Annotated in this window: 11 protein-coding genes; all 11 read left to right on the top strand. The window is 43.6% G+C overall.

The annotated features are described in order from the left end of the window. The first annotated feature begins 13 nt into the window (after positions 1-13). The 11 genes from addB to ACPUYX_RS11000 all read left to right on the top strand — a co-directional run bounded on the left by addB (position 14) and on the right by ACPUYX_RS11000 (position 19,390). A complete protein-coding gene (gene addB / locus ACPUYX_RS10950) occupies positions 14-3,568 on the top strand; it encodes a helicase-exonuclease AddAB subunit AddB (RefSeq protein ID WP_426379698.1) in 3,555 nt (1,184 codons plus the stop codon). Then, positions 3,561-7,562, top strand: a complete 4,002-nt coding sequence (gene addA, locus ACPUYX_RS10955) for a helicase-exonuclease AddAB subunit AddA (RefSeq protein WP_426379887.1) — start codon at positions 3,561-3,563, stop codon at positions 7,560-7,562. Before addB ends, addA begins: the two co-directional genes overlap by 8 nt. A 334-nt stretch (positions 7,563-7,896) precedes the next feature. Then, a complete protein-coding gene (locus ACPUYX_RS10960; RefSeq protein ID WP_426379699.1) occupies positions 7,897-10,929 on the top strand; it encodes an FAD-dependent oxidoreductase in 3,033 nt (1,010 codons plus the stop codon). A gap of 35 nt (positions 10,930-10,964) precedes the next feature. Further along, positions 10,965-11,447 carry a hydrogenase iron-sulfur subunit gene (locus ACPUYX_RS10965; RefSeq protein WP_426379700.1) on the top strand — a complete coding sequence of 161 codons (483 nt, stop codon included), beginning with the start codon at positions 10,965-10,967 and terminating at the stop codon, positions 11,445-11,447. Next, positions 11,440-12,390, top strand: coding sequence for a 4Fe-4S ferredoxin (locus ACPUYX_RS10970; protein WP_426379701.1), 951 nt, complete (start codon positions 11,440-11,442; stop codon positions 12,388-12,390). The genes ACPUYX_RS10965 and ACPUYX_RS10970 overlap by 8 nt, the downstream gene beginning before the upstream one ends. A 9-nt stretch (positions 12,391-12,399) precedes the next feature. Further along, positions 12,400-13,413 (top strand): 4Fe-4S dicluster domain-containing protein, encoded by a 1,014-nt coding sequence (locus ACPUYX_RS10975; RefSeq protein WP_426379702.1) that lies wholly within the window; start codon positions 12,400-12,402, stop codon positions 13,411-13,413. After that, a complete protein-coding gene (locus tag ACPUYX_RS10980; RefSeq protein WP_426379703.1) occupies positions 13,413-14,255 on the top strand; it encodes an FAD/NAD(P)-binding protein in 843 nt (280 codons plus the stop codon). Before ACPUYX_RS10975 ends, ACPUYX_RS10980 begins: the two co-directional genes overlap by 1 nt. A gap of 24 nt (positions 14,256-14,279) precedes the next feature. Then, positions 14,280-15,518 (top strand): (Fe-S)-binding protein, encoded by a 1,239-nt coding sequence (locus ACPUYX_RS10985; protein WP_426379704.1) that lies wholly within the window; start codon positions 14,280-14,282, stop codon positions 15,516-15,518. Between the two features lie 248 nt (positions 15,519-15,766). Next, positions 15,767-16,930, top strand: a complete 1,164-nt coding sequence (locus ACPUYX_RS10990) for a pyridoxal-phosphate-dependent aminotransferase family protein (RefSeq protein WP_426379705.1) — start codon at positions 15,767-15,769, stop codon at positions 16,928-16,930. Positions 16,931-17,204: 274 nt separating this feature from the next. Then, positions 17,205-18,191: a (Fe-S)-binding protein gene (locus tag ACPUYX_RS10995; RefSeq protein ID WP_426379706.1), complete on the top strand. Its 987-nt coding sequence runs from the start codon at positions 17,205-17,207 to the stop codon at positions 18,189-18,191. Continuing rightward, positions 18,191-19,390, top strand: a complete 1,200-nt coding sequence (locus ACPUYX_RS11000; RefSeq protein ID WP_426379707.1) for an LUD domain-containing protein — start codon at positions 18,191-18,193, stop codon at positions 19,388-19,390. The genes ACPUYX_RS10995 and ACPUYX_RS11000 overlap by 1 nt, the downstream gene beginning before the upstream one ends. Positions 19,391-19,533: the final 143 nt, after the last annotated feature.

Genomic DNA, 19,533 nt, shown 5'->3' on the forward strand with positions numbered 1-19,533 from the left:
AGGAGCAATTAATTTGAGCCTCCGATTGGTAATTGGCCGAGCAGGCAGTGGCAAAAGTACTCTTTGCTTAGAGGAAATCCGCCAAGAACTTCGGAACCAACCTTGGGGAAATCCAATAATTCTGCTTGTTCCCGAACAGGCGAGCTATCAGATGGAAGTGGCCCTGGCCAATACGCCGGATTTGGGAGGAAGCCTGCGGGCTCAGGTCTTAAGTTTTCGGCGCATGGGCTGGCGAGTTTTTGCAGAAACCGGAGGAGGACAGAAGATACTGATTGGGGCTACAGGCAAACGGATGCTTTTGCGACGAATTCTTTTAAAGCATCGTCTGGAACTTAAAGCCTTTGCCCGTTCGGCAACTCGGCCTGGAATGGCAGACCTTCTGTCACAAACCATCGGGGAATTTAAAACCTATCGAATTACCCCTTATGATTTGCGTTATGTTAAAAGCAATCAGGAGATATTGGAAAATAAGCTCCATGATTTAGCCTTAATCTATGAAGAATTTCAAGTATCTCTTGGACAAGATATAAGGGATCCTGACGATGAGCTTTCCCTTCTAGCCGCCAAGATTCCCATTGCCCCTCTTGCTCAGGAAGCCCAAGTTTGGATCGACGGTTTCACTGGCTTTACCCCTCAGGAGCTTGAAGTTTTAAAGCACCTCCTCATGACGGCCGCAGACGTTGTGATTACAATTCCGCTTGACCCGGACATTATCGCTAAAGAGAGGGATCGGGAAGAAATCGCTTTAAAAATAGGAGAAGAGTTTTTTACAGGTCCCTGGCAAACTTATCAAGCATTGCAGCGATTGGCCCTGGAAACTGGAGTTCAAGTTCTGCCTCCGACAATTCTTAAAACAACAAAACGCTTTAACCATCCTTGGCTTGATTATTTAGAGAAGCATTATTCTACCTATCCTACGATTCCTTATCAGAAAACATCCGCTTGCGCTGCGGATTTACCCGGAATTCAAATAATTTCTGCAGTCAATCGGCGGGCAGAAGTTGAAGGGATTGCCAGAGAATTACGACGTCACGCCCGAGATGAAGGAATGTTCTGGAGAGACATGTCCGTTATGACACGTGATCTTCCTGGGTATCAGGAGTTAATCTCTCAAGTCTTTACCTCCTACGAGATTCCCTTTTATATTGATCATAAACACACTATCCTTCATCATCCTTTTATTGAATTAGTTCTTTCGATCCTGGAAGTGGTTTCCAGTAATTGGGCGTATGAACCGCTCTTTCGCTGTTTGAAGACTGACTTTTTCCCGCTGCAAAGAGACGATATCGATCGTTTGGAAAACTATGTTCTCGAGCAGGGGATACACGGAGAACGTTGGAGAAACAATATCCCCTGGCGGTATCATCGCCAATGGTCACTAGGTGAGAATGAAGAACAACTTGATCGTGAACAAAAATTCGAAGCTCAGTTAAATACCTGCAGATCAATTATCTATGAGCAAATCATTCCAATATTCAATACGCTCGATTCAATAAAGAAAAAAGAAGACTTAACAGTTCGGGGGATTACAGAAGCACTGTTTTCATTTTTAGAGAACCTCAACGTCCCCTTAACCTTAAAGAGGTGGGCGGAAAAATCTCTAGTCGAAGGAAAACTGAGTGAAGCCAGGCTTCAGGATCAGCTCTGGGACGCTGTTATCCAAGTTTTCGATGAAATTGTTTCCGGTTTAGGAGACGAAACCTTGGAACTTGAGGAATATCTCTTAATTCTTACCTCAGGAATCGAAGCCCTGGAACTCGGGCAGATTCCCCCGGGAATTGATCAAGTCCTCGTTGGTTCCTTAGACCGTTCGCGCAATCCTGAGGTGCGAATTCAATTCATCTTGGGAGCCAATGAAGGAGTTCTTCCGGCCAGACCTGCTTCTGAAGGAGTTCTCGATGCGGAAGAACGAGAACAATTAGAAAAAGAGGGGATTTCTCTCGCGCCTAAAGGGAAAGCTCAAATCTACGAGGAACAATTTTTTATCTATACTGCTTTTACGAGAGCGAGGGAAAAGTTAGTGGTCTCATATCCTCTAACAGATGAAGAGGGGAAAGCACTGACAGTTTCCTCTGTTATCCTGCGCCTCAAACATCTTTTTTCGATTTCCGAGGACTTTTTAGGCAATCAGGAAGCCTTAGAATTAATTACTCAAGGGAGCTCAACTCTTCTATATTATGCTGATCAGTTACGACATCTGCAGCAGGGAGAGCCTCTGTCATCCCTTTGGCAAGCTGCTGAGAGATGGCTGGGCCAAGATCCTAATCACCAGCGGAAGCTAAGTTATATTCAGTCCAGCCTTACCGCCAAAAACCAAGAACAACGAATTCCCCGTTCACTTGCTCGCCGCCTCTATGGCAAGCATTTAAAGGCGAGTGTTTCTCGCTTGGAACAATTTTTCAAATGTCCCTTTGGACATTTTGCCCATTATGGACTAAAGCTGCGTGAACGAGCGACGTATCAACTTTCCCGGCCGGATATGGGAGAATTTTTTCACACTCTTTTACGTGATTTTGCCCAAAAACTCCAGGAAAGAGATTTGGATTGGGGAAAATTGACAAAGGAAGAGTCCTGGGCGCTTGTCACGGAATGTGCTGATCAACTGGCACCTCAATTACAGCACGAAATTCTCCTAAGTAGTGCTCGCTATCGCTACATTACTCACAAGCTCAAACGCACAGTTCATCATGCCGTTCGAGTACTGGGAGAGCATGCGCGGCAAGGCGTATTCCTTCCTATCCAATTGGAAGTCAAATTCGGTCCCAAGGAAACACTTCCCGGAATTGAGGTTCCTTTATCCGAAGGAGATTCCTTAGTTTTAACGGGACAAATTGATCGGGTTGACGCTGCCTTTTTGCAAGGTCAAGTTTATTTGAGAATCCTTGATTATAAATCCCGCGAACAGACCTTGGCTCTGGATACCATTTACTACGGCCTTAATCTTCAATTGCTCACGTATCTAAGCGTCGCTCTTCAGGGAGCAGAGGTTTTATTAAATACCGTTAACCCGTCACCATTGCCTGCAGGTATTCTCTATTTTCCTGTGTTTGAACCGCAGCTAGACGAGAAAGCTCCCCTCAGTGCGGAGGAAGCTGAAGAGAGAAGACTAAAAGCCGTTAAAGTCAGCGGCTATTTATTAGCGGATCCTCAGGTTCTGGAGGCGATGGACTCCTCCTTTGCCTCCGGACAATCCGAATTACTGGGCCTTAAATTAAATAAAGACGGTTCCTTTAGGAAAGGAGCCAATGTTCTCACCGAAAACCAATTTGCCATACTTCAACATTATCTTTATCAAGCCCTTCGTCAAAGGGGAGAGGATATTCTTGCCGGCGAAATCTCCTTAAACCCTTATCGACGAGGTAAAAGCACCGCTTGTCAATATTGCTCCTATCGCCCCGTATGTCACTTCGATCCTTTCCTTCCGGAAAATCAATATCGGGAGCTGAACCCACTAGACCAAGAAGATCTATGGAATCGTCTGAAAAGTATTGGCTCTCCCGAGGAAAATAAGCACATGTCAACAAAAGGAGAATTACATTGGTTGGAAGGAGGAGATCATGATGAGTAAGCCTTCATGGACTGCAGAACAACATACGGCGATTAATTTACGCGGTCAGCTCTTGGTGGCTGCCGCTGCCGGTTCCGGTAAAACAGCTGTGTTAGTAGAACGAATCATTAAACAAATTACAGATTTAGACAACCCTGTCGATGTGGATCGCTTTCTAGTCGTTACCTTTACCAAAGCAGCAGCTAATGAAATGCGAGAGAGAATCGGCAAAGCTATCGACGAGGCCTTGTTCCAGGAGGATGACCTCCGGCAAGTTGAACATCTGCTCCAGCAGCGTGCGCTGCTTCAGAAAGCCAATATTACAACACTGCATTCTTTTTGCTTAGAGTTAATTAGAAAATATTTTTACCAATTGGATCTTGATCCAGCTTTTCGAGTTGCCGACGAAGCAGAAATAACCCTCCTCCGCCAAGACGTCATTGAAGATCTCTTTGAAGCTTGGTATAACAAAGAAGACACTGACTTTAGAGCACTTATTGATGCTTTAGGTTCTGATCGAGATGATCTGGCAGTTATGGAACAAATACTGCGTATTTTCGATTTTGCCCAAAGTCAGCCTAGCCCCTTGCATTGGCTTAATTCTCTTGATCAAGCCTATCTCTGGAATAATCTCGAAATTATGATGGAGAGCGAGTGGGGACAAATTATTCGTCAAGGACTTCTTAACTCCCTTCAGGAAGCCTTAAGCAATCTGAAAAGCGCTGAGCAAATTGCTCAAAAACCTGAAGGCCCGGTCCAATATGCGGAAACATTACAAGATGACATCAATCGCTTGGATATTTTGCAAAAGCTTGTAAGTGCCAATTCATGGACACAGATCGAAATCCAAGTTCAAGAATCCCTTAAATTTCCTAAACTAACGACTGCTCGTTCAAAAGGGGATAAACAATTGCAGGAAGAATGCAAAAAGCTTCGGGATGAGGCCAAGAAAAAGTTAACAACACTTCGGAGCGAACTTTTTTCATATCCCCATGAACGCCAATTAGAAGCTTTAAAGCCTATGGCAAAAATGGCTCAGACTATAAGCTGTTTAGTCTTGGAATTTAACCGCAGCTTTGCGGAAGCCAAAAGGCAGCGCAACATTTTGGATTTCTCAGACCTTGAGCATTTTGCACTTGGCTTGCTTGAAGAAGAAAAAAAAGAAACTGTTATTGCCTTGGGAATTCAGGATTATTTCCATGAAGTTTTAGTGGATGAATACCAAGACATTAACCCTGTTCAGGAACAAATTTTAAAACGTGTTTCCCGCCGGGATTGTTCTCCTAACCTTTTTATGGTTGGGGATGTAAAACAGAGTATTTATCGTTTTCGTATGGCCGACCCTAGTTTATTTCTGACCAAGTATGCGAACTTACCCCATTGGAATCCGGAAGTAAACGTTGATACAGCATCGCCTGTCAAAATGGTGATTGATTTAAATCGCAATTTTAGAAGCCGTCAAGAAATTGTCGACGGCGTGAACTTTTTATTTCGTCAAATTATGACAAGGAGTTCCGGCGAAATCACTTATGATGATCAAGCAGCCTTACGGTTTGGCGCCTCTTTTGTTAAAGGACAAGATTCAATCCCCACTGCAGAAGGGCCAATTGAAGTTCATCTTATTGATTTAAAAAGCATTAAAGACACTTGGGCTGCTGAAACTTCATCTCAGGAACCAAGTTCAAGCCCTGAGGACTTGACAAATCAAGAATCTTCCAAGGAAGAATTTGATAAGGCCAGAATTGAAGCACACTTTGTCGGCGAGCGAATTCAAAGAATGGTGCAAAGTTCTGAATTTCATATTTTTGATAAACATCTTGGGAATTTCCGTCCCGTCCAGTATTCCGACATCGTAGTCCTGATGCGTTCCTATTCAGCGGTCGCTCCCATATTCGTGGAGGAATTTCAAAAGGCGGATATTCCGGTTTATGCTGAGACGTCAACAGGTTACTTTGCAGCGCATGAAGTGGAAATTATCTTGTCTCTGCTTAAAGTTATCGACAACCCTCACCTGGATATCCCTTTGGCAGCAGTTCTGCGTTCGCCTCTTGTCGGACTTAACGGGCTTGAGCTTGGAAAATTGCGGATGATCCTTCCGGACGGGGACTTTTATGAGGCTTTGGCACTGGCTGCCTGGTCCAGTTTTAGCGAGGAAACCCTTTCTGAAGATAACTTGGCCATGTTTACCCGGATTCTAAATCTGTATAACGATACTATAGTGCTGCGCAAAGAAAAAGCCAGAGATATACTTGCCTCAGCTCCGGGGTTAAAGGAGAAATCAGCTGATTTCTGGACAAACCTCCAAGACTGGCGTACTCAGTCCCGCCGTTTGTCACTGGCCGAATTTCTGTGGTCACTTTATGAAGAAACCGGGTATTTGACTTATGTGGGAACATTGCCCGGAGGAGTTCAGCGTCAAGCCAATCTTCGGGTACTCTATGACCGGGCTAAACGCTTTGAGGCTACACGCTACCGGGGCTTATTCCGCTTTCTTAGATTTTTAGAGCGATTTCAAGATCAGGGCCATGACATGGGGAATGCCCGTGCCTTAGGCGAGAATGAAAATGTTGTTCGCTTAATCACGGTCCATGCCAGTAAAGGACTGGAATTTCCAGTAGTTTTTGTCGTCGGCTTAGGCAGAAGCTTTAATTCAAGGAGTCTGAAAGGGAAAATGCTTCTGCACGCTCAATTAGGCCTGGGCATGCCAATCATTGACGTTGAAAATAACGTGCGTTACCCCTCCTTGATTCAATATGCTGTTCAGCAGCGGCTAACTCAAGAATCCTTAGCCGAAGAACTGCGTATTCTCTATGTTGCTCTTACTCGGGCCAAAGAACGGCTGTTTCTTTACGGGAACGTAGAAAACTTAGATAATGCTCTTTTGAAGTGGCAGCGAGTTTCCGGCTGCCAAGAGATCCCTCTGCCGGATGATCAACTAAGAAACGCTAAATCCTTTCTCGATTGGATTGTTCCGGCTTTAGTCCGTCATCCTTCACTTAGTCTTGGAAAAAACCAGGAACAATCGGTTTTAACTATTCCTGAGGCAAACTCATCTTGGGACATCATCTATCATCACAGCCTGGAATCGGAACAAGAAATAAGCCTCCAAGAAGTACCTCTGCTTTCTCAAGAAGCAGAAGGGCAGGATCAAGATTACCTTGGACAAACCATTGAAGAAACTATCGAAATATCTGATGAGATTATATCCGTCGAACAATGGTATACTGAGGTCGATCGCCGCTTAAGTTGGAAATATCCCCATCCCGTAAGCCAGGTTGCTAAAACCAGCGTTTCGGAGTTGAAACGTCAGCATAATTGGTTTGCCGATGACGAGACCTCTCAACATCAAAGCCTTCAGACAAGGGAAAGTCAGATTCTCCGGCCCAAATTTCTGCAGTCGTCTCACTCCTTTACAGCTGCAGAACGAGGAACTGCTCTGCATACCGTAATGCAGCATATGCCTTTTAAGGATTGGAGTTCATCCTGGATGAAGCTGGAAGCAGCGGATCAAACAATACAGATCAAAGAATTGCTTAATCGACTCGAAGAGCAGGAGATTATCACTACAGAACAAAAGAATACAATTGAGCCTCTGAAAATCCTTCAGTTGCTCCATACTTCACTCGGGTTACGTCTTTTCAGTTCAGATCAAGTCCTTAAGGAACTTCCTTTTACCCTGACTTTTCCACCTCAGAAACAAGCTCAAACGAATATCCTGGTTCAAGGAGTCATAGATGTAGTCATGATCACTAAGAAGGAACAGAGGATCAGGGCGGAAATTCTAGACTACAAAACAGATTCTCTAAGAGAGGAAGGGAAGGACCCTGAACAACTTCTCAGGGATCGCTATGCCCTTCAGCTGACACTTTATGCTTTGGCCATCGAAAGGCTTATGGGTATAGAGGTTATTCAGTGTTCTCTTTATTCCTTTTCCTTAGGAAGAGAAATCATTATTCCCAATTCACGCCGCATAGAAATACAGCAATCACTGGAACGTGAACTCGTTCAGCTATAGCTGAACATCGAGACTTCGGTGGCGAAAGTGTCCTGTGGACGCTTTCGCCGAAAGCGCCTAACCCATAACAAATACTATCGCCTGAAGGATGGACTCTACCCTCACCGAAGCAGAGTGCGGGGGACCCACTCCCATCTAAGAAGTGGGAGTATTACGATTAGATCAACTATTCTTATGACACTAGCCATATATTCTTATTGAATAATTAAATTCTTCTATAATATTTCGGCATTTTAAGAGAGGAATTTTAAATTTTTTGGCGAATTTAAATAACATTGTTCCTTGTGATTGTCGTAACTATTGCAAAGAGTAAGTATGAGAAAGAGGTGTTATAATGAGTCAAAATAAAGTCGGTGCCGTGATGATCGTAGGCGCTGGGATCGCAGGTATTCAATCTGCACTTGATTTGGCAGAGTCTGGATATCTGGTTCATTTGGTAGAAGAATCGTCAGCCATTGGCGGAACTATGCCAATGTTAGATAAGACATTCCCTACAAATGATTGTTCCATGTGTATTTTGTCTCCTAAATTAGTTGAATGCGGGCGCCATCTTAACATTCGCATTTATACCAATTCCCAGGTGATTAAAACCGAGGGAGAAGCAGGGAACTTTAAGGTTACCATTAAACAACAACCACGTTTTGTCGATGTTGATAAATGTACAGGCTGCGGATCCTGCGCAGAAGTATGCCCCGTAAAAGTTGATGATGAATTCAATCAAGGCATCGGGAAACGCAAGGCGATCTTTAAACAGTATTCACAAGCCTTTCCAAATGCCTATGCCATTGATCCTCAGAAATGTCTCTTTCAAACTATGGGCAAAGCCAAAGGCAAAGACATTTGTAAAAAGTGTCTCAAAGCCTGTCAGGCGGGTGCCATTAATCACGATATGGAAGCCAAGGAAATCGAACTTGAAGTCGGTTCAGTAATTCTGAATCCCGGTTTTAAAGTATTCGATGCTTCGTCTTTGGAATATTATGGCTATGGTAAAATTAAAAGTGTCGTTACCAGCTTGGAATTCGAGCGCCTCTTAAGTGCCTCCGGACCTTTTGACGGTCACTTAGTTCGTCCTTTTGATCAGAAAGAACCGCAAAGGATTGCTTGGATTCAGTGTGTAGGTTCCAGAAACGCTAAGGTCAATAAAAATTATTGCTCAGGCGTCTGCTGTATGTATGCCATCAAAGAAGCGGTTATCGCCAAGGAACACAGTCATATTCCTGTTGACACCACAATTTTCTTTATGGATATGAGAACGCCGGGTAAAGACTTTGAAAAGTACTACAATAATGCTAAGGATAAACAAGGCGTACGTTTTATCCGTTCCCGTATTTACGAAGTCACTGAGGCTGAAGACGGTTCAGGTGACTCCATCATTCGCTACTCCAACGAAGACGGTCAAATTTCCACTGAACAATTCGATCTCGTCGTTCTTTCTGTTGGTCTGGAACCAGGAGAAAGTTCCAAAGCTCTGGCCCAAACCTTAGATTTAAAAGTCAACAAGTTTGGCTTTGCCGAGCTGGAACCTCTCACAGGTGTTAATACTTCCCGAGAAGGTATCTTTGCTGCGGGGGCTTTCAGCGGTCCGCGTGATATTCCGGAAACAGTAATGCAGGCAAGTGCTGCTGCTGGGGCTGCTTCTGCTTTATTATCCCAAGAACGAGGTACCCTCGTCAGTGAAAAAGAATATCCTGCTGAGAAAGAAGTCGCCGGAGACGTTATCCGAACAGGAGTTTTTATCTGCCATTGCGGAGTAAACATTGGTAGTGTTGTTAATGTTCCGGAAGTTGTTGAATATGCTAAAACTCTGCCAACCGTTGTCATGGCAACTGAGAAAATTTACGCATGTTCACAAGATGCTCAAGCTTCTATGAAGGAATTAATTGAGGAATACAAACTCAATAGAATTGTCGTTTCGTCCTGCAGTCCACGGACTCACGAACCATTATTCCAAGAAACGCTCAAAGAAGCCGGCTTAAACGCCCATTTATTTGATATGGCCAATATCCGTGACCAATGTTCCTGGGTCCACATGAATGAACCTGAAAAAGCTACCGAAAAGGCGAAAGACCTGACCCGTCTGGCTATCGTCCGTGCTTCAATGCAGCAGCCTGTTCAACCGGTGTTTATGGAAATGAATCACGATGCTTTAGTCGTCGGAGGCGGAGTTGCCGGAATGATCAGTGCTTTATCCTTAGCTGATCAAGGATTTGTTGTTCATTTGGTTGAAAAAGCTCCTGAACTCGGCGGTATTGCTAAACGTTTTTCCACCGGATTCCGCGGTGAAGATATCAAAGCATTCTTGGCGGGGCTGATCGAACGTGTCAGCAGTCACCCGAAAATCTCGCTGCATGTCGGCAAAGAAATCCAAGACGTTGGAGGTTTCCTTGGGAACTTTACCACAACTTTGAATGACGGAGAACAAATTCGTCATGGTGTTGCTGTCATAGCGATTGGCGGTCAAGAATACCAACCGAAGGAATATCTCTACGGTCAAGATCCTCGTGTCATGACTCAAATTCAAATGGATGAAGCGCTCGTTCGTCATGATGATCTCGTAGCTAAGGCTCAAAATTTTGTATTCATCCAGTGCGTCGGCTCTCGCTGCGAGGAAAGCCCATATTGCAGCCGTACTTGCTGCACCAAATCTGTTAAACTGGCCTTAAAAGTCAAGGCCAAAAATCCAAAAGCTAATGTCTTCGTTCTTTATCGTGATATGAGGACTTACAGCTATTTTGAAGAAGATTACGAACTGGCTCGCAGAAGCGGGATACTCTTCGTCCGTTATAGTGAAAACGACAAACCCGTTGTTAACAAAGAAGGGGCAACCCTTGTCGTGACGGTTAAGGATCATGTTCTCGATCGCCCCATCGAAATCGAGGCTGATGTCATTTGCCTGGCAGCGGCCATTAAAGCGCCTGAAGATGGCAAAAAACTCTCCAAGTGGTTCAAAGTGCCTCTTAATAACGAAGGCTTCTTCTTAGAAGCTCATATGAAATTAAGACCTGTTGACTTTAGTACTGACGGTGTCTTTATGGCCGGTATTGCTCATAGCCCCAAAAATATGGAAGAAGTCATCTCCCAGGCTAAAGCGGCTGCCGGGCGTGCCGGCGTGGCATTATCCAAGGAACAGGTTGAGTCCGCAGGTTTGACAGCCTTCGTTAATAAACGTAAGTGCACTGCTTGTGGAACTTGTGAAGCCGTATGTTCAGCTAAGGCTGTATCCGTTGATTTAGAAAACCGTGTTGCCGTAGTAAACGATGCACTGTGTAAAGGCTGTGGAGCATGTGCCTCCAGCTGCCGTTGCGGTGCCATCAATCTTAGAGGATGTACCAATGAGCAAATCGTAGAAATGTTAAACTTCTTCTAAAATTGAGCTGCGTTAATAAGGCTAAGGAAAGGTAGATGTTTATGGAAGATCGTCAAGTAAACGTATCTGATACGGATAATAAAGCATACCAGCCTAAGATTGCTGCCTTTTTATGCAACTGGTGTAGTTACGCCGGTGCCGATCTTGCTGGTGTCAGCCGCTTTCAATATCCTGCGACAATCAGAACTATCCGCGTCCCATGTTCCGGGAGAATCAACCCCTTGTATCTTTTGAAAGCTATGGCTAACGGAGCTGATGGAGTCCTCGTTTCCGGATGTCACCCTGGTGACTGCCATTATATCAGCGGTAATTATGTTGCCCGTAGAAAATTCGCCTTAATTAAGTCTCTTCTAAAACACGTTGGCTTAGAAGAAGACCGAGTCAGTTTTTCTTGGGTATCAGCAGCAGAGGGCGTTCGTTTCTCTGAAGTAGTTAAAGGAGTAACGGAGCGAGTTGCTGCACTGGGACCTAATAACGGTGTATTTAAAGTAAAAGACGGGGGTGGAACGGATGAGTAGTGTTACTGAAGAGATCCGAGAAACGGCCCGCCAATTACTGGCCGATGGTAAAGTTGACGTCGTCATTGGATATGAAAAAGGTTCTTTGCCTCTGAAAGCAACACCTTGCTTTGTACGAACAGTGAAGGATGTCGACAAACTCGTTTGGGATGAAACCTGTGAAAACAATTTAGCAGCCTTTTCTTATAAGATTCCCGGCAAAAAAGCCATTATCACTAAGGGCTGTGACAGCAGGGCTTTAGTCGTACTCCTGCAGGAAAACCAATTAGTCAAAGATGATTTATACATCATCGGGGTTTCCTGTCAAGGGGTTGTCGATAAGAGAAAAATTGAAAATGAACTTGGAGAAATTATCGAAGCTACCATGGCCAACGGAAAAATTTCAGTCAAAGGTATGTCGGGAAGCGGCGAGTTTACCTTTGCTGAAGTAAAAGATGCTACATGCCAAACATGCCGTTATCCTAACCCAGTCATTGAAGACATTCACCTCGGGGAAACTGTGGAAGTTCCTGAGCAAGCAGTCTTGTTTGCCGATGTTTTGGAGATGGAAGCGAAATCCGATAGTGAACGTGAAGCTTACTTTGGCGAACAAATGGATAAATGCATTCGCTGCTATTCTTGCCGTAATGCCTGCCCGCTCTGTTATTGTCAGGAATGTTTCGTCGATTGCAATACTCCTCGTTGGTTAACGGGCGGAGTCAACCGTGCCGAGAATCTGTTTTTCCAAGCAGGACGTGTTCTCCATCTGGCCGGCCGATGTGTTGATTGCGGCACGTGCAGCAGAGCTTGTCCCCAAGGAGTCGACATTCGTGCTCTAAATCGTAAGATGAGCCGCGATGTGCTGGAAATGTACCAGCATGAATCCGGGATCAGCGAAGATGTTAAACCAGCTCTTAATGTATACAGCGGGGATGACCCCGAAGCGTTTTTGGTAAAGGAGTGAGGTGAAGACATGAAGATAAGTAAAGAAAAATTTGGCCAATCCATCGATGCTTTGTCCTCAGACTACAGACTCATTGCTCCGGTCAGTGAAGCTGGCGGAGTGAACTACAAAGCAGTCAAGAACTTTTCAGATGTTAAGCAAGATTATCTCAATTCCAAACTTCCTCCTAAATCGTTTTTCTTTCCTCAGCATGAAAAACTCTTATCCTATGTCAAAAACGGTAAGGATGTCACTGTTAAAAACGAACTGCAGGCCGAGAAAACGATCCTCTTTGGAGTAAGGCCCTGTGACTCAAAAGGGCTGCTCCTGCTGGACAAGGTTTTCAAAAATGATCAATATCAAGATCCCTACTACTATGAGCGACGCAAGAACACCGTCGTAATCGGTATGGCATGTAAAACGATTGCTCCAACCTGTTTCTGTTCTTCAATGGGTCTTTCTCCTGCCAGCAGCGAAGGTGCAGACATTTTTCTCATAGATTTAGGAGATGCCTATGAGCTCGAAACCATTACGGAAAAGGGTAAGGCATTATTGGGAGATTTAGGCCTTTCCGAACTAACTGCTCAGGAACAAGCATTGGTGGACGCTGTTAAAAGTGCTCAAACTACAAGTCAAGTCGATGTTTCCACAATTACGGAAAAACTGGACAAAATGTTTGACAACCCATATTGGGAAAACTTGCAAGAGAAGTGCTTAGGCTGCAATACCTGTTCCTTCTCCTGCCCGACCTGCCACTGCTTCGATATTTCTGAAGAAGTGCGCCAAAATTCCGGAAGCCGCGTAAGAACATGGGATGCTTGCATGGCGCCGCTCTTTACTCTGCACGGATCTGGTCATAATCCTCGAAGTACTCAAAAAGCCCGCTGGCGCCAACGGATGATGCACAAATTCAACTATTTTGTGCATAACAACGGAGACATCGCCTGTGTTGGCTGCGGCCGCTGTATCCGCAGCTGCCCTGTAAACATGGATATGCGTCAGGTCATTGATGGCGTAAACAAAGCAGAATTGGTGGTGGAATAATGGAACAGAATCCTTATCTTCCGATAACTATGAGGCTCGCTAAAAATTTAGTTGAGACCGAAGACAGAAATATTAATACCTTTACCCTCGAATTTCTTAATAAACAAGATGAGGAAAACTTCAAATATATGCCCGGTCAATTTGCCGAACTCAGTGCCTTTGGCTATGGAGAAGCTCCCTTTGGCATAGCAACTTCTCCCACTGAACCTGGCATTCTGAAATTTTCCGTTGCTAAAGTTGGTTGTGTCTCCAATGCCCTTCACTTGATGGAAGAAGGGACCATGGTAGGCGTTCGAGGACCGATGGGCAACTATTATCCTGTTGAAGAGTTCAAAGGGAAAAATCTTGTGATTATCGGCGGTGGATTTGCCTTTACAACCCTTCGGGCTCTGGCTGTGTATATGTTGGATCCGGCCCATCGCGGTGACTACGGGGATATAACGGTCATTTACGGAGCAAGAAACCCTGGCTTATTGCTCTACAAGGAAGAATTAGCTGCCTGGGAAAATAATCCCAACATTAATCTTGTCACTACCATTGACCGACCAGCTGAGGGATGGACAAAGCATGTTGGCTTTATCCCGTCTATTACCGAGCAAATAGCTCCGTCGTCAGTTAATACCTATGCAGTAGTATGCGGACCACCGGCAATGATTAAATTCACCTTGCCTGTCCTGGAAAAATTGAATTTCCCGCCTGAACGTATTTATACCTCATTAGAAATGCGGATGAAATGCGGGCTGGGAATTTGCGGCCGCTGCAATATTGGCACTGAATATGTCTGTAAAGACGGACCTGTCTTTTCAATGGCTCAATTAAAAGATCTTCCTAGTGAATATTAATAATAGGCCGGAGGTGAATTAATCGTGGGAGAACCTATTAGAGTTAAAAGCTTAGATCCTACGTTACGTGATGAGATCGCCGGGATCTTGAAAAAATACGATTTCTCAAACTGCCTTACCTGTGGTATGTGTACAGCAGGCTGTATTTACAGTGATTTGCATGAGGATCAGGATCCACGCAAATTTATCCGCAAAGTAGCACTCGGTATGCGTGAAGAAGCTGAGAATGATCCATTTGTTTGGAATTGCACGATGTGTGAACGATGTACTGTTGAATGTCCCATGGGAGTCAACATCGCAGCGATTACGAGAGCGTTTCGCGGCAAGACACCGGTTCCGCCTGGACATTTACAAGTTATCGCTGACGACCATATTCGTACAGGAAATCAAATGGGTGTCGAACAAATTGATTACATTGAGACCTTAGAGTGGATTGAAGAATTGCTTCAAGCACAGCTTAAGGATCCGAGTTACAAAATTCCTCTTGATAAACCCAATGCAGACTTTATGTTCTGTTTTAATGCGCGTGAAATTAAACACTATCCTGCCGATTTACAAACCATTTTGCACGTTTTCCATGCAGCTAAGGCGAACTATACCATTAGCACCAAACGCTGGGATGCTACCAACATTTGTTTGTTTACCGGTAAAGATGATGAATTCTGTGAAATATCACGACCGCTCTTTGAAGAAGCACAAAGGTTAAACCCTAAAGAAATTATCGTAACGGAATGCGGCCATGCTTTCCGGTCAACAAGACAGTTTGCGCGCAACTACTGGGATGGGAAACCAATTCCGGTACGGCATATTGTTGAAATATATGCCGATTGGATCAAAGAAGGCAAACTAAAACTCGATAAAACGAAAAACACGGTTCCCGTAACCATGCATGATCCTTGTAATACGGTTCGTAAAGAAGGCGTCTATGAACCCCAACGTTATGTTATTAAGAATACTGTTATGGATTATCGCGAAATGAATCCTGAAGGCAAATACAACATTTGTTGCGGAGCCGGCGGAGGAGCCTTAGCTGTAGCAGCAACGAAGCAAATGCGGATGATTAAAGCCAAGCCCAAAGTTGATCAATTAGTAGCTACTGGAGCAAAGATTGGATGTATCCCTTGTCACAACTGTATTGACCAATTTAATGATATGAATAAATATTATAAACTAGGTATGAAAATGGAACACCTTAGTGCCCTGGTCGAAAACGCTTTAATCGAAGATATTCCGGAAGACGCACCTGAAGAAACTTCAAACTAACAGGACATTAACTCAACTGCTTCTTTAAAGTCTGCCTAAAAGATCCCGTCGGACAACACCAAGTCCGACGGGACTTTAATTCTATTGCATAATACATTATTTACATAATTGTCTGTCTTCCAACAAAAAATGAAACAGCATGCAGGAATTATTCGATTTAAGGAGAAATTATAGCAATTAGTATTTATATATTAAAGGCAGCAGGAAATACTAAAATGATTGAATAAAATGAAAGAAGGAGTCAGATCATGCGAAATAAGGACATGTTGCTCATTCCCGGGCCGACACCCGTTGTGGATGAAATTTATGATGCACTGTCAAGCGAAACCTACGCTCACACGGATCCACGCTTTGTCAAAGTTTTCAAGAATAGCTTAGAACAAACGAAAAAGCTCTTTAACACGAATGGGGAAGTATTTGTTGTTGCCGGTTCAGGAACCCTTGCGATGGAGATGGCCATTATCAATACCGTTGCTCCCGGCGAAAAATTGCTGGTAATCAGTCACGGCTATTTTGGCGACCGTTTCATTCCTTTAGCTAAGGCGTTTGGCATCCAAGTCGAGACGATTCAAGCTGAATGGGGGCAACATGTCCGTAAAGAGGTTGTTGAAGAGAAATTAGCCTCAGGAGACTTTAAAGCCGTAACCGTGACTCACGTTGATACCTCGACTGGTATAATGGCCAATCTGGATGAATTAGTTCCAGCAGTTAAGAAGTCCGGTGCACTTTTTATCCTCGATGGAGTCTGTGCTGCTGCTGCAATTGAAGAAGATATGCAAAAAGCCTACGGTGGTCCCTCATATACTATTGACGTTGTCTTAACCGGTTCACAAAAAGCAATCGGTGTTCCGCCCGGTCTTGCCATCGTTGCCTTTGGACCTAGAGCTCTAGCAGCACGTGAAGCAATAACTGAAGTTCATGGATACTATACTGACATCAAAAATTGGCTTCCTATTATGCAAGACCCCGGAAAATATTATGCTACTCCACCTGTCAACATGATTTATGCCTTTAACAAAGGGATGGAACTTGTTATGGCTGAAGGATTAAGCGAACGCTACCGGCGTCATGCTGCCTTAGGGAAAGCTGTAAGAGCGGGTTTAATAGTTTATGGAATGAAACCTTTGGCTTCAGAGGCTATAGCTGCTCCCACGCTGAGCTGTGTCCTTTATCCTGAAGGCGTTAACGATGTGGAATTTCGTAAACGCCTGGCTGAGAGAGGTATGGTCATTGCGGGTGCATTGGCCTCATTAGCAGGTAAGGCCTTTCGCATCGGCCATATGGGAAATGCCACAGAAGAAATGTTTGTAAAAGCCTTACAAATCGTGGGGGAAACTCTCAACGAAATGGGCCATGAAGCAAATATTGAAAAGGCAGTTGCTGAATTCACTAAAATTTATCATGCTCGCTAAAGAACAATAAGGATTTTTAATTGCATTTTAAAAAGTTTAAATATCACTTAAATTTTGCAATTATTATTTACTTTATTGATACTTCTTTTTTGTTTTTGCTAACAATATATTTGTAATTTTGATGATTGGGGTTGCACGACTGAAAAATCAGTATGGTGCAACCCCTTATTTTATTGAATACATAATACATCATTTAAAATTATTTACATTTGGCTAATTTTTTAATTTAATTATAATAATACTTTAATTCTACATAAAGAATGGATGGGATAATATGGCTGTTGAAATAAAACTTCCTCCTGTATTGGAAATTATACGTGGCAATATCGTTAAAAACGGTAATCCATTAGCACTAAAGGGGTCCGAAGTTGCGGCCTGGGCTAAAGATCTTGACCTGCCCAGCCAAGGAGATCTACTGTTTTATACTGGCGGAGAATATCAGCTGCTGCCTTTTATTGATTCTTTGGTGAGTACAATGACGGTGATGGACCAAGGAAGCAAAGTATTTTCGTTCATGATGGGAGCTCGTAATCTCATTAATAAAACAGGAATTAACGCTGAAAAAATCTATGCCTCTGTGCTGGCCAAAGACCGGGAACGTTTCAACTCAATTTCGTATAAAGCAGCGGTCATTCTGCAAAAGTTGGGTTACGACCTGTGTTATTCAGGTGACAAGGAATTATACAGCGGCGCTTTACTGACCGAATTGGGCTTTAACATTGATATGCAAACTTATGCTCTTAAAGTCTCTAAAGTCTTCAGAGAGAGTAAGGCTAAAACAATAGTCTGTTTATCACCTCATGCTGCCGAAGTGCTTAAATATATCTATCCTAAAATCGTTCAAGATTTTAAATATGACATCAAAACGTTTGTTGAACTAGTTTGGGAAAAAAGGAGCAATCTGCCGCAAATAACACTCAATAAAACGGTTGTCATCCACGATTCATGTCGTTTAGCTCGTGAAATGGAAATAACCGAAGAACTTCGGGATATTTTAAGCAGTATAGGAGTATCTGTCCAAGAAGCCTACAGCAATCGGGAATGGACTACATGCTGCGGCGGCCCCAACAAACTTCTTTATCCTGAACTTTCCCATACTATCGCAGCACGCCGAATTAATGAGCTTAAAGAAACCGGTGCTGATATTATCTTAACCTCCTGCCCCTATTGCCTTGCTGCTTTACTCGGTGGACAAACGAAAGACGACAGTACGATTGTTGAAGATCTCATTGAATATCTCTATAGGGGGTTTGAAGACTAATGACTGATTTACAAAAAGAATTTAACAGTTACAGCAAAGACATCACCATGGCAAGTAAGGATGAAAATATAGAAAAGGCCATCTCACGAGCAGTTAAGTCTTATCGTCAAACGACCGCCGAATCTCTAGAGCGCTTTCCGCATACAAAGGAATTAGCAGCTGAAGTTCGTGAAATTAAAAAAAATTCTATTGCCAATCAACAAGCGTTACTAAAACAGGCTATGGAATCTGTTGACCGCAACAAAGGCAAAGCTTTCTATGCCAAAGACCAGCAAGAAGCTTTAGAATTAGCCGCTAAAATTATTGGGACAGGAAAAACCATTGTCAAAGGAAAAAGTATGCTGGGGGAAGAACTCTCTCTGCGCGAATATCTTCAAGAACAGGGGAATGAAGTATGGGAAACAGATTTAGGGGAATTTATCTTACAGCTTAATAAAGAACGGCCCATGCACATTCTGTCACCTTCAATTCATGTGCCGAGGGAACGAGTAGCAGAGATCTTCTCCAAGTTTTTCGATAAAGAAGTTCCTCCTGATATTGCTCAAGAAGTTGCTGCGGTACGCGATTTCATGAGAGAAAAGTATTTTAATGCTGATGTAGGAATTAGCGGCGCCAATGTTGTAGCAGCAGATACTGGAGCAATGGTGATTATTGAAAATGAAGGCAACGTTCGTCTGGCAACAGGAGCTCCTCCAGTTCATATCGTCATGGTAGGCATTGAAAAAATTGTTCCGACCTTTCAAGAGGCTATGAAAGTAACGGAAGTTACCTGGAGATATGCTCAATATGGTGTTCCCGGTTATGTGAACATCATCAGCGGGCCAAGTAAAACAGGCGACATTGAAAAGGTTACCACTTATGGGGCTCATGGGCCAAAAGAATTCTATGTTATCTTTGTCGATAACGGACGGAGCACTATGGCCAAACAAGATGACTATAAAGCAGCTCTTCATTGTCTTCGCTGCGGGGGATGCATGTATGAATGTCCCGTTTTCCAAATTACTGCCGGCCATTTCGGACATATCTATATGAGTGGAATTGGATCTGTCTGGACAGCTTTTGTGGCCGGTGGTATGGAGAAAGCCGCTCCTCTTGTATTCACCTGTTTGCGCTGCGGACGCTGTGTCGAACGTTGTCCGATGCAAATTAATGTTCCTTCAATGGTTCAAAAATTAAGAGAGAAAATAGTCAATGGTTAGTATTTAGGTTTTTAGACGAAAATATCTGGTTCTATTATATTTTCACAGCAGACATAAACGATTAATATTATTATTCAATTAGTAGCAGCTCAGGTTTTTAAGCCTGAGTTGCTTTTTCTTATTCTATCTTTTGAAACAACTTT

Origin of the sequence: Desulfosporosinus sp. SYSU MS00001 (assembly GCF_049943955.1) — a bacterium.
In the GTDB taxonomy this organism is placed as follows: domain Bacteria; phylum Bacillota; class Desulfitobacteriia; order Desulfitobacteriales; family Desulfitobacteriaceae; genus Desulfosporosinus.

Excerpts from the sequence above, each read along its gene's own strand:
- ACPUYX_RS10975 (WP_426379702.1), top strand. The coding sequence starts at position 12,400 with ATGAAGATAAGTAAAGAAAAATTTGGCCAATCCATCGATGCTTTGTCC.
- ACPUYX_RS10990 (WP_426379705.1), top strand. The coding sequence starts at position 15,767 with ATGCGAAATAAGGACATGTTGCTCATTCCCGGGCCGACACCCGTTGTG.
- ACPUYX_RS10995 (WP_426379706.1), top strand. The coding sequence starts at position 17,205 with ATGGCTGTTGAAATAAAACTTCCTCCTGTATTGGAAATTATACGTGGC.
- ACPUYX_RS10970 (WP_426379701.1), top strand. The coding sequence starts at position 11,440 with ATGAGTAGTGTTACTGAAGAGATCCGAGAAACGGCCCGCCAATTACTG.
- ACPUYX_RS11000 (WP_426379707.1), top strand. The coding sequence starts at position 18,191 with ATGACTGATTTACAAAAAGAATTTAACAGTTACAGCAAAGACATCACC.
- addA (WP_426379887.1), top strand. The coding sequence starts at position 3,561 with ATGAGTAAGCCTTCATGGACTGCAGAACAACATACGGCGATTAATTTA.
- ACPUYX_RS10980 (WP_426379703.1), top strand. The coding sequence starts at position 13,413 with ATGGAACAGAATCCTTATCTTCCGATAACTATGAGGCTCGCTAAAAAT.
- ACPUYX_RS10960 (WP_426379699.1), top strand. The coding sequence starts at position 7,897 with ATGAGTCAAAATAAAGTCGGTGCCGTGATGATCGTAGGCGCTGGGATC.
- ACPUYX_RS10965 (WP_426379700.1), top strand. The coding sequence starts at position 10,965 with ATGTTTATGGAAGATCGTCAAGTAAACGTATCTGATACGGATAATAAA.